The following is an 18,070-nucleotide window of genomic DNA, read 5'->3' as shown; positions in this document are numbered from 1 at the left end:
GTGGATCCGAGTCGCTATCTGACTCGGATCCACCGCACTACGGGTTGATCAGAGGTCGAAGAGCGAGGTCGCGGCGTTGATGTCGACGTCGGTCCGTGGGGTGTGCGCCTCGCCGGAGGACTGGACCGCTGGAGCCGCCGGAGCCGCTGGAGCCGCCGGAGCTGTCGGGGCTGCGGGCGGTGCGGTGGCTGCCGGTGCGGTGGCCTCGGTCGGTTCGGCGTCGGCGGTCTCGGCGGCAGGTGCGTCCTCGAAGATCGTCGCCGTGTCGGCCACCGGCTCGGTCGCGGCAGTTGCCGGAGCGGTCTCCTCAGGAGTCGAGGCGGTGTCGAGGGCCGGCGCCACGGTCGGCTCGGTGACGGGCACCGGTGCAGCGACAACGGCACCCTCGGGCGCCGGGATGTCGAAGAGCGACCCGACGGCCTCGATGTCGACGTCGGTGTGCGGCGCCGACGCCACCCCGCCGGCCGACGGGGCTGGGGCGGCAGCCGCCGTCGGCGCCTCGGCGGGTGCTGGCTCGGAGGGTTCCGCCTCGGAGGGTTCCGCCTCGGAGGGTTCCGCCTCGGAGGGTTCCGCCTCGGCGGGTGCTGGCTCGGCGGGTGCTGGCTCGGCGGCGACCGGCTCGGGCGTGGTCGGCGTCGGGGCTGGGGTCTCCACCACAGGCTGCGTCGGGATGTCGAACAGTGAGCCCGACAGGTCCAGCGCCGGCTGCGGGGCGGCGGGCGCTGCCGGGGCGGCTGCAGGATCGGTCGGCGCAGGCGAGGCAGTTGCGGCCTCGCTGGACGCGGACTCGGCGGCCGGTGTTGCCGGGATGTCGAAGAGCGAGCCGCCCATGCCCAGGTCGGCCGCAGGTGCCGGTGACGCCGGCGACTCGGGGGGAGCCGCCGGCGCGGGCTCCGCCGGGATGTCGAACAGGGATCCGCCGCCGGCGGGAGCGGCCGGCTCGGTCGGGGTGTCGGCGGGGACGTCGAAGAGCGACCCGCCGGATTTGGCCTCCGGGGCCGGCGGCGCGGCCTCCGGGGCCGGCGTGTCGAAGAGTGACCCACCCGCGGCAGGCTCGGCCGGGGTCGGCGTGTCGAAGAGCGACCCACCAGCAGGCTCGGCCGGAGCGGGGGTGTCGAAGAGCGAGGAGCCCCCCGCGTCGGGCACAGGGTCGGGGGCGGTGACGGTCTCGGCGACCGCCTCGGCAGCGGCGGTCGCTGCGGCGGGAGCAGCCGAGCCGACCTGACCGGGCAGCAGCTTGGTCGCCTGCTCACCCTTCACCGAGGCGAGCAGCAGCTGCGCGACGTCGAGGACCTCGACCTCCTCGCGGGCGGTGCCGTCGGCCTGGGCGGCCGTGAGTCCGTCGGAGAGCATCACCCGGCAGAACGGGCAGCCCACCGCGATCTGGTCGGCGCCGGTGGCCACCGCCTCGTCGGTGCGGTTGCGGTTGATCCGCTCGCCGAGCCGCTCCTCCATCCACATCCGGGCCCCGCCGGCGCCGCAGCAGAAGGAGCGCTCGGAGTTGCGTGGCATCTCGACGTAGTCGGCTCCCGGCAGGATCTGCAGCAGCTCGCGCGGCGGGGTGTAGACGCCGTTGTGGCGACCGAGGTAGCAGGGGTCGTGGTAGGTGATCGACCGCTTGTGGGCGCCGGCTCCGGTGGCGACCGGCGTGAGGCGACCCTCGCGGACGAGCTGGTTGAGCAGCTGGGTGTGGTGGACGACCTCAAGCTCGATGCCGAACTCGCGGTACTCGTTGCGCAGCGTGTTGAAGCAGTGGGCACACGTGGTGACCGCCTTCTTCACCCGGAACTCCTTGAACGTCTCCACGTTCTGCTGGGCCAGAGCCTGGAAGACGAACTCGTTGCCGGCGCGCCGGGCGGAGTCGCCGGTGCAGGTCTCGCCGTTGCCCAGCACGCCGAAGGAGATACCGGCCAGGTCGAGCAGCTCGGCGACGGCGCGAGTGGTCTTCTTGGCGCGGTCCTCGTAGGCGCCGGCGCAGCCGACCCAGAACAGCCAGTCCACCTCGTCGAGCGACTCGATGCCCCCTTGATCAGACGGAGCGCCGACGACCTTGACCTCGAACGGCAGGTCCTTGGCCCAGTCCAGCCGGGCCCGCGAGGACATGTTCCACGGGTTGCCGTTGTTCTCCAGGCCGCGGAAGAGGCCGTTGAGCTCGGCGGGGAAGCTGGACTCGACGAGCACCTGGTAGCGGCGCATGTCGACGATGTGGTCGACGTGCTCGATGTCGACCGGGCACTGCTGCACGCAGGCGCCGCACGACGTACACGACCACAGCACGTCCTCGTCGATGACGGCCGCGCCCGACGGCGGGTTGTAGAACCACTCGCCGTCCTCGACCTTGCCGACCAGCGGCCGCTCGGCCTCCAGTGCCAGCTCCGGCGACGCGGCGGCCGCGGCCTCGGGGTCGGCGGCCTGGAGGTACGGCGCCTTGGCGTAGGCGGCCTCCCGCATACTCATCACCAGCAGCTTGGGGGAGAGCGGCTTGTCGGTGTTCCAGGCGGGGCACTGGGACTGGCAGCGGCCGCACTCGGTGCAGGTGGTGAAGTCGAGGATGCCCTTCCAGGCGAAGTCCTCGATCGAGCCGACGCCGAGCTTGGCGTCCTCGTCGAGGTCGTCGACGTCGTCGAGAGTGATCACCTTGCCGCCGGAGACCAGCGGCTTGAGCGCGCCCAGGGCGGTGGTGGCGCCGTCGGGGCGGGCGACCGACTCGCGCTTGAACCAGATGTTGGGCCAGGCGGTGAAGCGGTGCCAGGCGATGCCCATGGTCAGGTTGAGCGCGATCACGTCGAGCCAGATCAGCGCGGAGAGCACCTTGATCGCGGCGATGACGATGACGGTGTTGCGCAGCGCGTGCTCGCTGTCGCCGTACATCCCGCCGAGGAGGTGGGAGATCGGGAAGTGGAAGTTGGTGACCTTCTCCGAGAGCGGGTCGTGGAGCAGCTCGAGCTTCTGCTCGGCGCCGCGGATGAAGAGGATGGCGGCGCCCTCCAGCAGCGCCATGAACTCGACGAAGTAGGCCTGCCAGAAGGTGGAGCCGAAGAAGCGGGACTTGCGACCCTCGCGGGCGGGCTTGTGCATCTGCCGGTAGACGATGAGGAAGACGATGCCGATCGTCGACAGCGCGCCGATGAACTCGCAGACCCACTCGAAGACGAACCAGTGGCCGATGATCGGCAGCTGCCACTCCGGCTTGAACAGCTGCACGAAGCCGGTGGCGACGGCCGAGGAGAGGATGAGGAAGCCGAAGTAGACGAACCAGTGCATGACGCCGACCCAGCGCCACTGGAACATCCGGGTGTGGCCGAAGGTCTCCTTGACCATCGTCCAGGTGCGCGCGCCGGGGTTGTCGGTGCGGCCGACGGCCGGCTGACCGAGCCGGAGCACACCGACCATCGAGCGGACGGCCCGGACCACGAGATACGCCGTCACGAGCGTGACGGCGAGGCACACAACGATCGCGATCGTCTGCAGCATCGGGAGAGGCTCCTCGTCAAGGTTCAGCGGCTCGCTTGCCACCAGCGAGCGGTTCACCACCCTAGTAGACCGTCGCGGCTAATTCGCTGCTATCGCGGCGCCCGGGCACGCACCTCGCGGCGTTGCCGACGCTCGACAGGCCACCGGCCTGCCTTCGCGCCGGCGCCTTGCGAGGCACGCACCCGGACACCGCGCTACCACGCGCTTTAGTCGCGACAGCCTACTAGGGGTGATGTCCCTCGGCCGCAGCAGGCGGTGGCGTGAAAAGCATCTTACCCGCTGGTAACTTCTAGTTCGGCGGGCGTTCCTCGCGCACCGGGACCAGTGGCGCGGCGAGCACCGGGAAGACCGCGGCCAGTGCGAACGCCGCGGGGAGGCCGAGCGCGGTGACGGCCAGGCCGCCGACAGGCGGCACGATCGAGCTGGTGAGGAACTGCGCGGTGTTCTGGATCCCCAGTGCGCGTCCCGACCAGAACGGCCCGGCTCGCTCCGCGACGGCCGTGAACGCCAGACCGTTGTCGGCGACGGTGAGCACCGTGGCCGCGATCATCAGTACGACGGCCACGGCCGAGCCGACGGACGCGGCGGCGCCGAGCAAGGCCATCACCAGCGCGGCCGCGATCGCGACCCAGCGCAGCGGCCGCATCCGGCTGGCGACCATGTCGGAGAGCTGGCCTGCGGCGATCCGGCCGAGAGCCCCGAAGACCTGCGCCACCGCGACCATCGTGCCGGCCGCCGCGGCCGACCAGCCGCGGTCCTGCTGCAGCCAGACCAGTGCAAAGGTCCACACCACGAACTGCGGCACCACCAGCAGCACCGAGACCGTGTGGATGCGAGCGAGGTAGTCGTTGCCGCGGTAGGGGTTGTCGCTGGGCAGCGCCTTCCGCTCCGGTCGCGGTGGGTCCACGACGACCAGCCCGACGACCAGGGCCGCCAATGCCGTGGCGAGGGTCGGCACCAGCACCGCGGCATGGACACCGTGATGCTCGGCGACCACGGACATGGTGATCGCGGCGACGCCGACCCCCACCGGCTGGGCCATCTGCCGGATGCCCATCGCCAGCCCGCGCCGAGCCGGCGGGAACCAGCCGACGACGACTCGCCCGCTGGCGGCGCTCGTGCTCGCGGCGCAGGCGCCGGCCAGCCCGATGAGGATCGCCAGGCCGACCAGTCCCCCGGTCGCGAACCCGAGCGCGCCGAGCACTGCCGTCCCCGCCAGCCCGGTGAGGAGCACCACGCGCTCGCCGTACCTGTCCGTCAGGGCGCCCCAGAGCACGAGCGTCGCCATCACGCCCACGGTCGGGGCGGCCGCGACCAGGCCGGCCTGCGCGTAGGAGAGGCCGTCGCGCTGGTGCAGGGTGGGGATCAGGAAGGCGGCACCGTGCATCATGATCGCTGCGCAGGCCTGTGCCAGCGTGCTCGCCGCGAGCATCGCCCAGCGCCGGCCCACGCCGATCGTGCCGGGCGAGGCGGTGACGGTCATGGCACCCTTGTACTCCTCAGAGTGTCTCAAGATTCGGGATGTCTAGTCCCGTGGAATGAGACATTCCGAGGATCAGCCCAGGGTGGCGATCGCCGCCGCGATGGCGAGGGTGCGGCGGGCGCTCTCGACGTGAAGGCTCTCGACCATCCGGCCGTTGTAGGTGACCACGCCGCCGGTGGAGGACTCCCAGGTCTCGATGAGCCCCTGGGCGTCCTCGACCGCCTCGGCCGAGGGAGCGAAGCCGGTGTTGGCGGGCTCGACCTGGGCCGGGTGGATCAGCGTCTTGCCGTCGAAGCCGAACTCGACGCCCTGGCGTACCTCGGCAGCGAAGCCGTCGAGATCCTTGACGTTGTTGTAGACGCCGTCGAGCAGGACCTTGCCGGTGGCCCGGGCCGCCAGCACCGCCAGCTGCAGGCTGGTGACCAGGTTGGTCCGCCCCGGCACGTGGTCGACGTACAACTCTTTGACCAGGTCGTTGGTGCCGAGCACCAGCACGGTCAGCCGCTCCGAGGCGGCGGCGATCTCCTCGGCATGGAGGATGGCGTACGGCGACTCGATCATCGCCCACAGCCTCGTCTTCGCGGGCGCGCCGGCCGACTCGATCGCCTCGACCAGCCGCTGCACCGCCTCGGGGCTGTTGACCTTCGGCACCAAGATGGCGTCCGGGCCGACCGCGGCCGCGGCGCGCAGGTCGTCGGCGTGCCATTCGGTGTCGGCGCCGTTGATGCGGATGGCCAGCTCCTTGGCGCCGTACTCGCCGCTGGCGACCGCGGCGACGGCGTTCTCGCGCGCTTGCGACTTGGCCTCGGGTGCGACCGCGTCCTCGAGGTCGAGGATGAGGCCGTCGGCGGGGATGGTCTTCGCCTTCTCCAGGGCCCGCTCGTTGGAGCTGGGCATGTAGAGGACGGAGCGGCGCGGGCGGAAGCTGATGTCAGTCATCGAGGGTGATCCCGTCGTAGAGGGCCTTCAGATCGGGGTCGATCGCCGCCAGCCGCTCGGCGAGCTCGACCAGGACGAGGCACTGCTTGAGGCTGGCGTCGTCCTCCATCTTGCCGTCGAGCATGACCGCGCCGGTGCCGTCGCCCATCGCGGCGACCACCCGGCGGGCGTGCCGGATGTCCTCCACGCTGGGGGAGAAGACCCGGTTGGCGATCTCGATCTGCTTGGGGTGCAGGCTCCAGGTGCCGACGCAGCCGAGCAGGAAGGCGTTGCGGAACTGGTCCTCGCAGGCCACCACGTCGGTGATGTCGCCGAACGGGCCGTAGTAGGGGTAGATGCCCGCCGTCGCGCAGGCGTCGACCATCTTGGCGATGGTGTAGTGCCACAGGTCCTGCTGGAAGATCGCCCGCGGGCCGTTGATGTCGCCATCCGCCGGGTCCTGGCGGACCAGGTAGCCGGGGTGGCCGCCGCCCACGCGGGTCGTCTTCATCTTCCGGTCGGCGGCGAGGTCCGCCGGACCCAGGCTGATGCCCTGCATCCGCGGCGAGGCCAGCGCGATGCTCTCCACCTCGGCCACGCCGCGTGCGGTCTCGAGGATGGCGTGGACCAGGATCGGCCGCGTCAGCCCGGCCTTCGCCTCCAGCTGGGCGAGCAGCCGGTCGACGTAGTGGATGTCCTCAGCGCCCTGCACCTTCGGCACCATGATCACGTCGAGCCTGTCACCGATCGCCGGCACCAGGGTGGTCAGGTCGTCGAGCGCCCACGGGCTGTCCAGGCTGTTGATGCGGGTCCACAGCTGGGTCGGGCTGCTCTGCCCGCCGAGGTTGGCGGTGCTCTGCGCGATCTTCACCAGCCCCTCGCGGGCGGCGACCTTGTTGTCGGCCTTCACCGCGTCCTCGAGGTTGCCGAGCAGCACGTCGACGGTGCCGACCATCTGCGGGACCTTCGCCGCCATCTTCTCGTTGGACGGATCGAAGAAGTGGATCGCCCGGCTCGGCCTGGCCGGGATCTCTCGGAGCGGCGCGGGGGCGCCGACGGCGAGCGGCGCGAAGAACGACTTGGGGCTACGAAGACTCACAAGCGGGCAACGTAGCAGCCGTCACACCCTCCGCAATATGACCGATCTCTCGCACTCGGGGGTTCCTGCTGCCCGCCGAGAGGTCCCTGATTGCCCCGCGAGGGGTCTCTGATTGCCCCGCGAGGGGTCTCTCTTTGACCGTCGGTCATGCCCTCCGACGCAGTCACCGTCTCCTGGGCCGCTCGGGCGCCTCGGTACGCCGGGTCGCCAACCGGGCCCCGCGTCGTACCCGCCAGGCCGCGATCGTCTCCTCGACGTCACGCGGCATGGTGATCAGCGGCGGACCCTCGGGCAGGTCGTTGAACTCGCCTCGCACCATCGCCTCTTCGGTCGTAACTACCCCGCTGAGGCGCCTGTGGCAGGGCGGCGGGCGAGCAGGGCAAGGCCGGCGACGAGGGCGGTGGCGGCGCAGACGCCCCACACCACCAGGTAGCCCGACAGTGAGGCGTGACCCTCTTCGGGACCCGAGATGCCGTGGCCGGCGAGGGCGATGGCGAAGACCGCCGAGGCGATGGCGCCGCCGAGGGTCTTGGCCGCGTTGGTCATGCCGGTGGCGAAGCCGGTCCGGTCCGGCGGCGCGGCCGCAGCGGCGGCGGCCGGCAGTGCGGCGACCAGTGCGCCGGAGCCGATGCCGGCGACCGCCATGTTCATCAGCGCCTGCCAGGTGTGGGTGTGGAACAGCAGCCACATCCCGTAGCCGGCCGTCACCAGGAAGGTTGCGAGTGCTAGGGCTCGCCGCTCGGCCTGGACGCCTGCTGCGCGGTGTCCGGCACGCACGCTGGCTTCGTTGTCGTCGGTCGCGAGCCGTCCAGGCTCGCTCCCTCCTCCGCCTCGCCATCGCACGCGCCGGACACCGCTCGCGACGGCGCCAGGCCGAGCGGCGAGCCCGAGGGCTCGCCGCTGCCCGAAGAGCCGCACCGCCAGCGGGAACGTGAACGCGCCGACCGCCAGGAAGATCACATAGACCCCGATCAGCGTCGAGACGAACCCTGCCGAGGTGCCCAGCCCGTAGCCGGCCAGGTCGGGGTCGGTGCGGGCGTAGGTCGACAGCGGGATCTGGGCGCCGAGGACCGACATGCCGAACAGGAACGCGGTCAGCTGGATCGGCCACTGGCCGGGCGAGAGCAGGAGGGGTACGTCGATCAGCGGGTCGGGTCGGGCCCGCTCGACGCGGCTGAACGGGATGACGGCCGCCAGGCCGAGCAGGATGAGGACCCAGCCGAGCAGCGACCCCGGCCCGGAGACCCGGATCGCGATGAGCCCGCCCATCACCAGGCCCAGCACCAGGGTGAGCAACGCGAGCCCGCCCCCATCGAAGCCGCCGGCCCCGGTGCCGGGCAGGTCCTCGATGCCGAGCTGGATCAGCACCAGGCAGGCGGTCACCACTACGGCCGGGATCGCCAGCAGCGCTGTCATGGACACCGAGCCGACCAGTGCCCCGGAGGTCAGCGCGGCCACGATGACCGAGAGCTCCAGGGAGGCCACCAGGATGGCCGCGGCCCGCCGGGTGAGCAGGCCCTGTCGGCCGGTGCCAGCGGTACGGCGATGGATGATGGCGACCTCGAGCGGCAGCCAGACGACGTACGCGCCCTGGATGGCCCAGCCGATCAGGAACGTCGTGAACGACGGTGCGAACGCCACCGCCCACGACCCGGCGGCGGTCACCAGCGTCGCGAGCAGCAGCACCCGCTTGTGCCCGATCAGGTCGCCGAGCTTGGCCAGCGGCGGCACCACCAGCGCCGAGAAGACCAGTTGGGCCGCCTCGAACCAGTTGACGTCGGCGTCGACGACGGACAGATGGTCGGCGATGTCGCTGTAGATAGGGGTGTAGAAGCCCTGCAACACGCCGCTGGCGACCTCGACACACGCCAGGAAGCCGACGATCGCGACGAGCCCCGGCGCCGCGATCCGCTGGCCGACCACTAGAGGCCCTCGACCAGACGTCGGTACCACCGGACGCCGTCGAGATAGTCCTCGATCATGAGGTACTCATCGGCAGCATGGATCCGCGCCCGCTGCGCCCGCGACATCCGGAACGGCGCGAACCGGTAGACCCGCTCGCAGATCGCGGTGAAGTGGCGGGAGTCGGTCGCAGCCAGCATCACGTACGGCGTCGGCACGGCGTCCGGGAACAGCTCGGTGGTGGTCCGCTCGATGAGCGCGAACGCGTCGTCGATGGGGGAGACCGGGCTGGCCTCACCCGACTCGACCACCTCGACGGCGATGTCGTCGTCCTTGACCACCTTCCGCACGTGCGCCACCACATCGGCGACGGTGTCCCCGGGCAGGATCCGGACGTTGACGCCCGCGCTCGCGGAGGCGGCGATGACGTTGAGCGCCGGCGAGCCCGACAGCGTGGTCACGGCGAAGGTGGTGCGCACCAGCGCGGCCGCCTCCGGGCCGGCGTGGGTGAGCAGCCGGGTGGCGGCGGGCGCGAGCCGGGCCGCGTTGGCGACCAGTGGCCGCAGCGGCGCCGGCGCATGGGGCGCCAGCCGACGGAACAACTCCGCGGTGGTGGGCAGCAGCCGGGGTGACATGCCGGACTCCTCGATCCGGGTGATGGCACGGGCCAGCCGCGCCACCGGGCCGTTCCGCGACGGGGTGGACGCGTGGCCACCGGCACCGGTCGCGGTCAGCCGTAGCGAGGTGACGCCCTTCTCGGCGACGCCGATGACCGCGAGCGGGGCGGTGATGCCGGGGAACGCCTCGGCAGCGACCGCGCCGCCCTCGTCGAGCACGAACCAGGGCGAGACCCCGCGCTCGCGCAGCGTCTCGACGGCCTCGGCGGCCGCGCCGCCGAAGACCTCCTCGTCGCAGCCGAAGGAGAGCCAGACGTCCTGCGCCGGGACGAAGCCGTCGGCGAGCAGCCCCTCGACCGCCTCGCAGATCGCCGCCACGCAGCCCTTGTCGTCGAGCGTGCCGCGGCCGTGGATCGCGCCGTCGTCGATGTCGCCGGAGAACGGGTCACGGGCCCAGTCCTCGGCCACCACCGGCACCACGTCGAGATGGGCCATCAGCACCACCGGCCGGTCGGCGGCCCGACCAGGCCAGCGGACCAGCAGCCCGTGCGAGCGGATCCGGGTCACCTCGAGCTCGTGCAGCCGCGGCCACTGTGTCGCCATGGTGTCCAGCAGCTCGTCGAACGCCGACGGATCGGGTTGCGCGGACACGGTGGGGATGCGGATCAGGGCGGCGAGCCGTTCGACGGCTGGCTCCACGGCGAGCATGGGGTCACCTTAGAACGTGTTTGAGAAGTCCTGGCCGCGCAGTAGGTCAGGACTTCTCAAACACGTTCTTAGGGCTTCGGCGACCCGAGGCGGCTGGCTTGAGGACTCCCGGCGCCGCGGAGATAGGGCAGCCTCCCGATGTGTGGCCCTACCTCAGCCGGCGAACGTAGTGGCATCAGATCGCACTCACCGAGGAGCACACCATGAGCAACCAGGGCTACGCCAGCATCGCCCAGGCCGAGCACGCCTATCGCGCCGCCCGCATCCGCGAGGATCTCGCCGGCCGCCGCGAGCGGGCCCGCATCCGCCGTACCCGTGAGGAGCGCAGGCACAATCCGCTCGCCTCGTGACGCCCCGTGACGCCTCGTGGCGTCGACCCACTCGCCGAGAGGTCTCTGATTGCCCCTCGAGAAGTCCCAGATCGTCCAACTCAGGGCCATCAGAGACCCCTCGAGGGGCCGAATGAGACCTCTCGGCGGGGGATCATGTCCGGTGTGGCACAGACCAGCCGGACCCTGATCGGGCGCGATGCCGAGCTCGAGGAGCTGACCTCCCTGCTTGGCATCGCCGCGCCCGGGCTGTCCGACGGCGGCCACGTGCTGCTCTCCGGTGACGCCGGCGTCGGCAAGACCCGGCTGCTGCAGGAACTGCGCAGCCGGGCCGCGGCGAGCCAGTGGGAGGTCTACGTCGGCCACTGTCTCGACTTCGGCGACAGCGCCGTCCCCTACCTGCCGTTCACCGAGATCGTCGACGGCATCGTCGACCGGTTCCCCGACGTGGTGGAGCGAGTGGCCAGCGTCTACCCGGTGCTGGCTCGGCTGCAGCCGGTACGACGGCTGCTCGGCGCCGCCGCCGAGGAGGGCGTGCTCGAGCGCAGCCAGCTCTTCGAGGCCGCCCACGCCCTGCTCGACGCCGCCTCGGAGGAGGCGCCGATGCTGCTGGTCGTCGAGGACACCCACTGGGCCGACCAGTCGACCCGCGACCTGCTGACCTTCCTCTTCACCAGGCCCCATGCCCGGCCGGTCAGGATCGTCGCCTCCTACCGCGCCGACGACCTCCACCGCCGGCACCCGCTGCGCCGGCAGGTCGCCGAGTGGGCGCGGCTGCGCGACGTCTCCCGGCAGGCGCTGGAGCCGCTCCCCGACGACGACGTACGCGCCCTGGTCACCGAGCTCGATCCGGCCGCCGACGAGACCCGGGTCCGTGACGTGATCGCCCGCGCTGACGGCAACGCCTTCTACGTCGAGGAGCTGGTCGCCGTCGGTGACTCCCCGAACGACTGGCTTCCCGACGAGCTGGCCGGGGTGCTGCTGGTCCGGCTGGACCGACTCGACGACGGCTCCCGCGAACTGGTGCGTACCGCCTCGGCCGCCGGCCGTACCGTCTCCCACGACCTGCTCGCCGCCGTCGCCGAGGTGACCGGGACCGCGCTCGACGAGGCGCTGCGCGGCGCCGTCGAGGCCAACGTGCTGGTGGCCGGCAGCGGCGACTACTGGTTCCGGCACGCGCTGCTCGGCGAGGCCGTCTACGACGACCTGCTGCCCGGCGAGCGAGTGCGGCTGCACGGCCGCTACGCCGCGGCGCTCGCGGACGAGGCGGTGTCACGTCGTACGGCGGCAGGCGACCGGGCGGTCCAGGCCCAGCTGGCCAGGCACGCCCGGCTTGCCGGTGACACCGCGACCGCCATCGCCGCCAGCATTCGGGCCGGCGACGAGGCGGCGGCGGTCGGCGGGCCCGACGAGGCGGCCCAGCACTACCAGCAGGCGCTTTCGCTGCTCTCCGCCGCCGGTCGCCCCGACGACGACGACCTCATCGCCCTGGTCGTGAAGGCGAGCGACGCGCTGATCGCCGCCGGCCAGGCGGCCCGGGCCGGCAAGCTCGCTCGCCAGCAGCTGGACCGGATCGGCTCCGACGGACCCGGGCTATGGCGGGCGCAGCTGCTGGCGCTGATCGTGGAGGCGAGCTTCGCCTACGTCGACGGCAACGACATGCTGCCGCTCGCCGAGCAGGCCGTTGCGCTGCTGCCGCCCGATGCGCCGCCGGCCGTCCGTGCCCGGGTCCTCGCCGTACATGCCCGCTGTCTCCTCATCGCTGAGCGCGCCGAGGAGGCGATGGGATTCGCACGCGAGGCGCTCGAGCTCGCCGAGGGACTCGGTCGCGCCGAGCTCGCCGCCGACCTGGCCGTCACATTGGCCAAGGGTTCGGAGCGGATGCCCTGCCAGGAGCGAGTGGCCCGGCTCAGCGCCGCCGCCACCCGCGCCGAGCAGGCTGGGGCGCTCCAGGCCGAGCTGCGAGCCAGGATGATGCTCGGCATCACCCACATCCAGTACTGGGATCTCGCCGCGGCCGCCGACGCCTTCCGGGCCGGCCACGAGCGGGCCCTGGCCATGGGCGTGCCGTGGGCGCCGTACGCCTTCGACTGCCGAGTCCAGCTGGTCTGGGTGCACTACGTGCGCGGCGAGTGGGACGAGGCGCTGAGCCTGGCCGACGCCGTCGGCGCTCCGGCGGTGCTCGCGGCCTGGCTCGACTCGCTCCGGCTGACCATCGAGCAGGCCCGGGGCGCCGAGGTCGACCCCGCCGTGCTGCGGCCCTACTGGTCGCAGGAGGTGGCGACCGCCTTCTACGGCGCCCAGCTCGAGATGACCGCCGCCGCCCGCCACGGCGACGCGGACGGCATCGCCGCCTCCTACGCTGCTGCCGCGGCCACGATCAAGGTCGCGTACGGCGAGGGGTTCGGCGCCCGGGTCCGGCTCGCCGCCGTCGCGGTCGGTCGGCTCGCCGGCCTGATCGCGCGGCAGAACGCCGGCGAGCGAGCCACCTCACTGGCTCGAGTCGAGCACTGGCTCGACGACGGCCGGCGGGCGATCGCCCACCAGACCGCCCGCGACCCGGGGGACTGGGGAGCCGAGGGCCGGGGCTGGGGCCTGCGGCTGGAGGCCGAGGCGCTCCGAGCCCGCTGGCTCGCCGGTCGGGAGGTGCCCGCGGACGAGTTGGTGACGGCTTGGCGCGCCGCCGAGGCGGCGTTCGCCGAGATGGCCGACGTGCCCGACCTCGCCGAGATCCGGGTGATCCTGGCCGGCATCCTGCGCGCCACCGGCGACGCGACAGGTGCCCGGGAGGTCGCCGACCTGGCCCGCGAGGCCGCTCGCGCGCTGGGCGCTCGGCCGCTGCTGGACGAGCTCCGCACTCCCGCTGCCTCGGCGCGCGCTGACACACTCACGCCCAGGGAGACCGAGATCCTCGCCCTGGTCGCCGAAGGCCGCTCCAACGGCGAGATCGGCAAGCGGCTCTACATCAGCACCAAGACGGTCTCGGTGCATGTCTCCAACATCCTCGCCAAGCTCGGCGCTGCCGGTCGCACCGAGGCGGCGGCCATCGCCCGCCGCCGCGGCCTGCTCTGACGCGAGTCGGCAGAAGTGCAGGTGTTGCGCCAGCACTTCTGCCGACTCGAGCGGTCTGTGAGTCACACTTCTGCCGACTCGGGCCTTCTGGAGCCAGCACTTCTGCCGACTCGCGCTACCAGGAGCTGCGGTGGAGGACATCCTCGAGCGGCCTGCGCGGTCGCCGCGCCGGGGAGCCCTGTGCGCCGCCGGCGGCGGGATGGCCCAGCGTGATCACACCGACCGGGTCCCAGTCGGCTGGGATGGCGAACTCGGCGTGGACCGCCGCCTCACGCGCCGGTGGCACGCCGATGAAGCAGGCGCCCAGCCCCTCGTCGACGGCGGTGAGCAGGATGAGCAGCGAGGCCATTGCGGTGTCCAGGTCCCAGAACGGCTTCGGCCAACGGGCCTCGTCGCGATCGGTCCAGCCCTTGTCCGGCTCGGCGTAGCGGTCCAGGTAGGCGGCCTTTGACGAGCAGGGGATGATCACGACCGGCGCGGACATCATCCCGGCCAGCCACCGGTCGGGGGAGTTGACGTCTTCGGCAGCGGCCCGCCAGAAGCGCGCCACGTCGGCGGGGGTGTCGAGCACGAGGAACGCCCAGCCCTGGGAGAAGCCGGCGGACGGGGCCCGTACGGCGTTGCGGATCGCCTTGTCGACAATCGCCGGGTCCACGGGGTCGGCCGCGTAGGCCCGCACCATCCGCCGCCGGCGTACCACCTCGGAGAACTCCATAGCCCCAGTGTCGATCACCGACCTCTCGAGGGGCATTGAGGGACTTCTCGGAGGGCAATCCGGGACTTCTCGGAGGGCAATCCGGGACCTCTCGGAGGGCAATCCGGGACCTCTCGGCGGGGAGGGGGGTCAGGGGTGGCCGGTTTCGTGGCGCCCGGCACAATAGGCTCGGAATCTCGGATGGGGGACAGGTGGACGTCGACGAGAAGCACCCGGTCGCGGCCGGGCTGACCGCGCTGGTGGCGGTCGGCCTCGCGGTCGGCCTTGCCATCGGCGCGATCGCCCTCCTCGCCAGCCACGTCCTCGGCATCGGCGACGACGACACCGCCACGGAGGCGACCGGCGGTGCCGGCGAATCGCTCTACCTGCCCGACCTCACCGACATCGAGCGCCCGAGCGGTCCGCTGATCACCCTGGCCACCGAGGCGACCTCGGTCGCGACCACCAGTTCCGAGCCCGCGGCACCGACCAGCTCCGAGGTGCCGCAGGGCATCACCCTCCAGGCCGGCTCCGACTCTGTCGGCAGCATGGACCGCATCGACCTCTCCGGCGTCTACCCCGGCGGTGAGGGAGCGGTGCTCCAGGTGCAGCGCCGCTCGGCCGGCGACAAGAAGTGGGAGACCTTCCCGGTCGATGCCACCGTCACCGGCGGCAGCTTCTCCACCTACGTCCAGACCGGCCGGTCCGGCGCGCAGGAGTGGCGGGTCAAGGACACCGCGACCGGCGAGGTCTCCAATGTCGTCACCGTGACGGTTCGATAATGGCCGGATGAGCCCTGCCGAGCTTCCGCACTACACCGACTACGACACCCGGCTGGCGGCGTACGCCGTCATCGTCGCCGACGACCGCATCCTGCTCGCGCTCTGGAACGAGGAGGAGCGCAAGCGTTGGACACTCCCCGGGGGCGGGGTGGAGTTCCACGAGACGCCCGAGCAGGGCGCGGTCCGTGAGGTGCGCGAGGAGACCGGGTACGACGTCCGGCTGACCGGCCTGCTCGGCATCGAGACCGACGTCTTCGAGCCGCACCAGCGGAGCACGCCGACCGGCCGGCGGCTCAAGGCCGTCCGGGTCTTCTACCGCGCCGAGATCATCGGCGGCGAGCTGACCCACGAGTCCGACGGCACCACCGACGAGGCCCGCTGGGTCCCGCTGGCCGAGGTGCCGGACCTGCCCCGGGTCTCGATGGTCGACACCGGCCTGGGACTGCTGGAATAGATCTCCCGCCCCTGCGTTACAGTGGATGAACGAAGTTGAGTCGAATGGACTCAACTCCCAGTCTCAACGCGGAGGTATCACACAGATGGCACGTGCGGTCGGTATCGACCTCGGCACGACGAACAGCGTCGTCGCCGTTCTGGAGGGTGGCGAGCCCACCGTCATCGCGAACGCCGAGGGCGCCCGTACGACGCCCTCCGTGGTCGCGTTCACCAAGTCCGGGGAGGTGTTGGTCGGCGAGGTCGCCAAGCGGCAGGCCGTGACCAACGTCGACCGGACCATCAGGTCGGTCAAGCGGCACATGGGCACCGACTGGACGGTGAAGATCGACGACAAGTCCTTCACCCCCCAGCAGATCAGCGCCTTCGTGCTGCAGAAGCTCAAGCGCGACGCGGAGGCCTACCTCGGCGAGACGGTGACCGACGCGGTCATCACCGTGCCGGCGTACTTCTCCGACGCCCAGCGCCAGGCCACCAAGGAGGCCGGTGAGATCGCCGGCCTCAACGTCCAGCGGATCGTCAACGAGCCCACCGCCGCCGCGCTGGCCTACGGCCTCGACAAGGGTGAGGACCAGACCATCCTCGTTTTCGACCTCGGTGGCGGCACCTTCGACGTGTCCCTGCTGGAGATCGGCGAGGGCGTCGTCGAGGTGAAGGCCACCAGCGGTGACAACCACCTCGGTGGCGACGACTGGGACGCCCGGATCGTCGACTGGATGGTCACCAAGTTCAAGAACGCCAACGGCGTCGACCTGAGCGCCGACAAGATCGCCGCGCAGCGCCTCCAGGAGGCCGCGGAGAAGGCCAAGATCGAGCTGTCCGCGTCGCAGAGCACCACCATCCACCTGCCCTACATCACCCACGGCGAGGCCGGCCCGCTGCACTTCGAGGAGACGCTGACCCGGGCCGAGTTCCAGAAGATCAGCGCTGACCTGCTGGAGCGCACCAAGGTGCCGTTCCAGAACGTCCTCAAGGACGGCGGGGTGGCGGTCAAGGACATCGACCACGTGGTCCTCGTCGGCGGCTCGACCCGGATGCCGGCCGTGACCGACCTGGTCAAGGAGCTGCTCGGCGGCAAGGAGCCCAACAAGGGCGTCAACCCTGACGAGGTCGTCGCCGTCGGCGCCGCGCTGCAGGCCGGCGTCCTCAAGGGCGAGGTCAAGGACGTGCTGCTCCTCGACGTGACCCCGCTGAGCCTGGGCATCGAGACCAAGGGCGGCGTCTTCACCACGCTGATCGAGCGCAACACCACCATCCCCACCAAGCGCTCGGAGATCTTCACCACCGCCGACGACAACCAGCCCTCGGTCGAGATCAAGGTCGCCCAGGGCGAGCGGGCGATCTGGTCGCAGAACCAGCCGCTGGGCAACTTCGAGCTCACCGGCCTTCCGCCGGCGCCGCGGGGCGTGCCGAAGATCGAGGTCACCTTCGACATCGACGCCAACGGCATCGTGCACGTCTCCGCCAAGGACCAGGCCTCCGGCCGCGAGCAGTCGATGACCATCTCCGGTGGCTCGGCGCTGTCCAAGGACGAGATCGACCGGATGGTCAAGGAGGCGGAGCAGTACGCCGAGGAGGACGCCAAGCGTCGCGAGGCCGTCGAGGTCCGCAACCAGGGCGACACCCTCGTCTACACCACCGAGAAGTTCCTGACCGACAACGCCGACAAGATCCCGTCCGACGTCAAGGACGAGGTCACCGCCGACGTCGAGGCGCTCAAGGCGGTGCTTGCCGAGGAGGGCTCCGACAAGGACGCCATCGAGGCGGCTGTCACCAAGCTCGGCGCGTCCTCGCAGAAGATGGGTGCGGCGATGTACGCCGCCGCGGAGGCCGAGTCGGCCGCCGCGGGTGGCTCCACTGGGGCGACCGGCGAGGCCGACGACGACGTGGTCGAGGCTGAGATCGTCGACGAGCCGGGTGACGAGGACGCCAAGTGACCGACGAGCGTGACCCTCGGGTCGAGCCCGAGGCGCCCGCGACCGAGCCCGCCGAGGCGGGTTCGGTCGACGGAGCCGAGGCGGCCGAGGTGACCGAGCCGGCCGAGTCGCCGGACTCGGCCGAGGCCGCCGGGGCTGACCTGCAGGGCAAGATCGATGAGCTGACCGGTGATCTCCAGCGGTTGCAGGCCGAATACCTCAACTACAAGCGCCGGGTCGACCGCGACCGCGAGCTGGTCGCCGAGAACGCGACGTACAAGGTGCTCAGCCCGATCGTGGAGGTCCTCGACACCATCGATCGGGCGCGCGAGCACGGCGAGCTCGAGGACGGCCTGAAGGCCGTCGCCGAGCAGTTGGAGCGGATCGTCACGGGTCTCGGGCTCACCAAGTTCGGTGAGCCGGGCGAGCAGTTCGACCCGACCGTGCACGAGGCGCTGTCACACCTCGGGTCCGACCCCGAGGTCAAGGAGACGACCGTCAAGGTCATCGCCAAGGCCGGCTACCGCATCGGCGACCGCGTGGTCCGCGCCGCGCAGGTGCTGGTCGTCGACCCCGAATGAGATCCCTCGGGTTGCTCAGAGTGACCGCCCGGTCACTCTGAG

The 18,070-nt window shown here is 71.4% G+C and carries 14 protein-coding genes; 6 read left to right on the top strand and 8 right to left on the bottom strand.

What is annotated here, in order from left to right:
• Positions 1 to 48: 48 nt before the first annotated feature.
• The 7 genes from QM595_RS08765 to QM595_RS08735 all read right to left on the bottom strand — a co-directional run bounded on the left by QM595_RS08765 (position 49) and on the right by QM595_RS08735 (position 10,201).
• The gene (locus QM595_RS08765) at positions 49 to 3,474 is read right to left on the bottom strand and encodes a heterodisulfide reductase-related iron-sulfur binding cluster (RefSeq protein ID WP_415171166.1); all 3,426 of its coding nucleotides are present in this window, start codon (positions 3,472 to 3,474) and stop codon (positions 49 to 51) included.
• A 289-nt stretch (positions 3,475 to 3,763) separates the two neighbouring features.
• Entirely contained in the window at positions 3,764 to 4,957 is a 1,194-nt protein-coding gene (locus QM595_RS08760) for an MFS transporter (RefSeq protein ID WP_415171165.1), read from the bottom strand.
• Positions 4,958 to 5,029: 72 nt separating this feature from the next.
• Positions 5,030 to 5,896, bottom strand: a complete 867-nt coding sequence (locus tag QM595_RS08755; protein WP_415171164.1) for an HpcH/HpaI aldolase/citrate lyase family protein — start codon at positions 5,894 to 5,896, stop codon at positions 5,030 to 5,032.
• Entirely contained in the window at positions 5,889 to 6,974 is a 1,086-nt protein-coding gene (locus tag QM595_RS08750; RefSeq protein ID WP_415171163.1) for an HpcH/HpaI aldolase/citrate lyase family protein, read from the bottom strand. Before QM595_RS08750 ends, QM595_RS08755 begins: the two co-directional genes overlap by 8 nt.
• Before the next feature lie 163 nt (positions 6,975 to 7,137).
• Complete coding sequence (locus QM595_RS08745) at positions 7,138 to 7,293, bottom strand: hypothetical protein (protein ID WP_415171162.1); 156 nt, start codon at positions 7,291 to 7,293, stop codon at positions 7,138 to 7,140.
• A 17-nt stretch (positions 7,294 to 7,310) separates the two neighbouring features.
• Complete coding sequence (locus QM595_RS08740; protein ID WP_415171161.1) at positions 7,311 to 8,897, bottom strand: MFS transporter; 1,587 nt, start codon at positions 8,895 to 8,897, stop codon at positions 7,311 to 7,313.
• On the bottom strand, positions 8,897 to 10,201 hold the full coding sequence (locus QM595_RS08735) for a M20/M25/M40 family metallo-hydrolase (RefSeq protein WP_415171160.1): 1,305 nt from the start codon (positions 10,199 to 10,201) through the stop codon (positions 8,897 to 8,899). The genes QM595_RS08740 and QM595_RS08735 overlap by 1 nt, the downstream gene beginning before the upstream one ends.
• 203 nt (positions 10,202 to 10,404) lie before the next feature.
• Between QM595_RS08735 and QM595_RS08730 the strand changes: the two genes are divergently transcribed.
• Entirely contained in the window at positions 10,405 to 10,551 is a 147-nt protein-coding gene (locus tag QM595_RS08730) for a hypothetical protein (protein ID WP_415171159.1), read from the top strand.
• A gap of 144 nt (positions 10,552 to 10,695) precedes the next feature.
• Positions 10,696 to 13,602: a helix-turn-helix transcriptional regulator gene (locus tag QM595_RS08725; RefSeq protein ID WP_415171158.1), complete on the top strand. Its 2,907-nt coding sequence runs from the start codon at positions 10,696 to 10,698 to the stop codon at positions 13,600 to 13,602.
• A gap of 115 nt (positions 13,603 to 13,717) precedes the next feature.
• On the opposite strand, the gene QM595_RS08720 is transcribed toward QM595_RS08725, so the two are convergent.
• Positions 13,718 to 14,317 carry a nitroreductase family protein gene (locus QM595_RS08720; RefSeq protein ID WP_415171157.1) on the bottom strand — a complete coding sequence of 200 codons (600 nt, stop codon included), beginning with the start codon at positions 14,315 to 14,317 and terminating at the stop codon, positions 13,718 to 13,720.
• A 191-nt stretch (positions 14,318 to 14,508) separates the two neighbouring features.
• Here QM595_RS08720 and QM595_RS08715 point away from each other — a divergent pair, with 191 nt between their 5' ends.
• The 4 genes from QM595_RS08715 (at position 14,509) to grpE (ending at position 18,028) form a co-directional block, all read left to right on the top strand.
• Positions 14,509 to 15,078: a hypothetical protein gene (locus QM595_RS08715; RefSeq protein ID WP_415171156.1), complete on the top strand. Its 570-nt coding sequence runs from the start codon at positions 14,509 to 14,511 to the stop codon at positions 15,076 to 15,078.
• 7 nt (positions 15,079 to 15,085) lie between these two features.
• Positions 15,086 to 15,532 carry an NUDIX hydrolase gene (locus QM595_RS08710; RefSeq protein ID WP_415171155.1) on the top strand — a complete coding sequence of 149 codons (447 nt, stop codon included), beginning with the start codon at positions 15,086 to 15,088 and terminating at the stop codon, positions 15,530 to 15,532.
• Between the two features lie 85 nt (positions 15,533 to 15,617).
• Positions 15,618 to 17,468 (top strand): molecular chaperone DnaK, encoded by a 1,851-nt coding sequence (gene dnaK / locus QM595_RS08705; protein ID WP_415171154.1) that lies wholly within the window; start codon positions 15,618 to 15,620, stop codon positions 17,466 to 17,468.
• Positions 17,465 to 18,028: a nucleotide exchange factor GrpE gene (gene grpE, locus QM595_RS08700; RefSeq protein ID WP_415171153.1), complete on the top strand. Its 564-nt coding sequence runs from the start codon at positions 17,465 to 17,467 to the stop codon at positions 18,026 to 18,028. The genes dnaK and grpE overlap by 4 nt, the downstream gene beginning before the upstream one ends.
• The last annotated feature ends 42 nt before the right edge of the window (positions 18,029 to 18,070 follow it).

Origin of the sequence: Nocardioides sp. (genome assembly GCF_047607185.1) — a bacterium.
Classification (GTDB): domain Bacteria; phylum Actinomycetota; class Actinomycetes; order Propionibacteriales; family Nocardioidaceae; genus Nocardioides.
This window is presented reverse-complemented; position numbering and strand designations above follow the sequence as displayed.

Bases quoted from the DNA above. Each gene is read 5' to 3' on its own strand.
- QM595_RS08765 (WP_415171166.1), bottom strand. From the start codon at position 3,474: ATGCTGCAGACGATCGCGATCGTTGTGTGCCTCGCCGTCACGCTCGTG.
- QM595_RS08760 (WP_415171165.1), bottom strand. From the start codon at position 4,957: ATGACCGTCACCGCCTCGCCCGGCACGATCGGCGTGGGCCGGCGCTGG.
- QM595_RS08755 (WP_415171164.1), bottom strand. From the start codon at position 5,896: ATGACTGACATCAGCTTCCGCCCGCGCCGCTCCGTCCTCTACATGCCC.
- QM595_RS08745 (WP_415171162.1), bottom strand. From the start codon at position 7,293: ATGGTGCGAGGCGAGTTCAACGACCTGCCCGAGGGTCCGCCGCTGATC.
- QM595_RS08735 (WP_415171160.1), bottom strand. From the start codon at position 10,201: ATGCTCGCCGTGGAGCCAGCCGTCGAACGGCTCGCCGCCCTGATCCGC.
- QM595_RS08730 (WP_415171159.1), top strand. From the start codon at position 10,405: ATGAGCAACCAGGGCTACGCCAGCATCGCCCAGGCCGAGCACGCCTAT.
- QM595_RS08720 (WP_415171157.1), bottom strand. From the start codon at position 14,317: ATGGAGTTCTCCGAGGTGGTACGCCGGCGGCGGATGGTGCGGGCCTAC.
- QM595_RS08710 (WP_415171155.1), top strand. From the start codon at position 15,086: ATGAGCCCTGCCGAGCTTCCGCACTACACCGACTACGACACCCGGCTG.
- dnaK (WP_415171154.1), top strand. From the start codon at position 15,618: ATGGCACGTGCGGTCGGTATCGACCTCGGCACGACGAACAGCGTCGTC.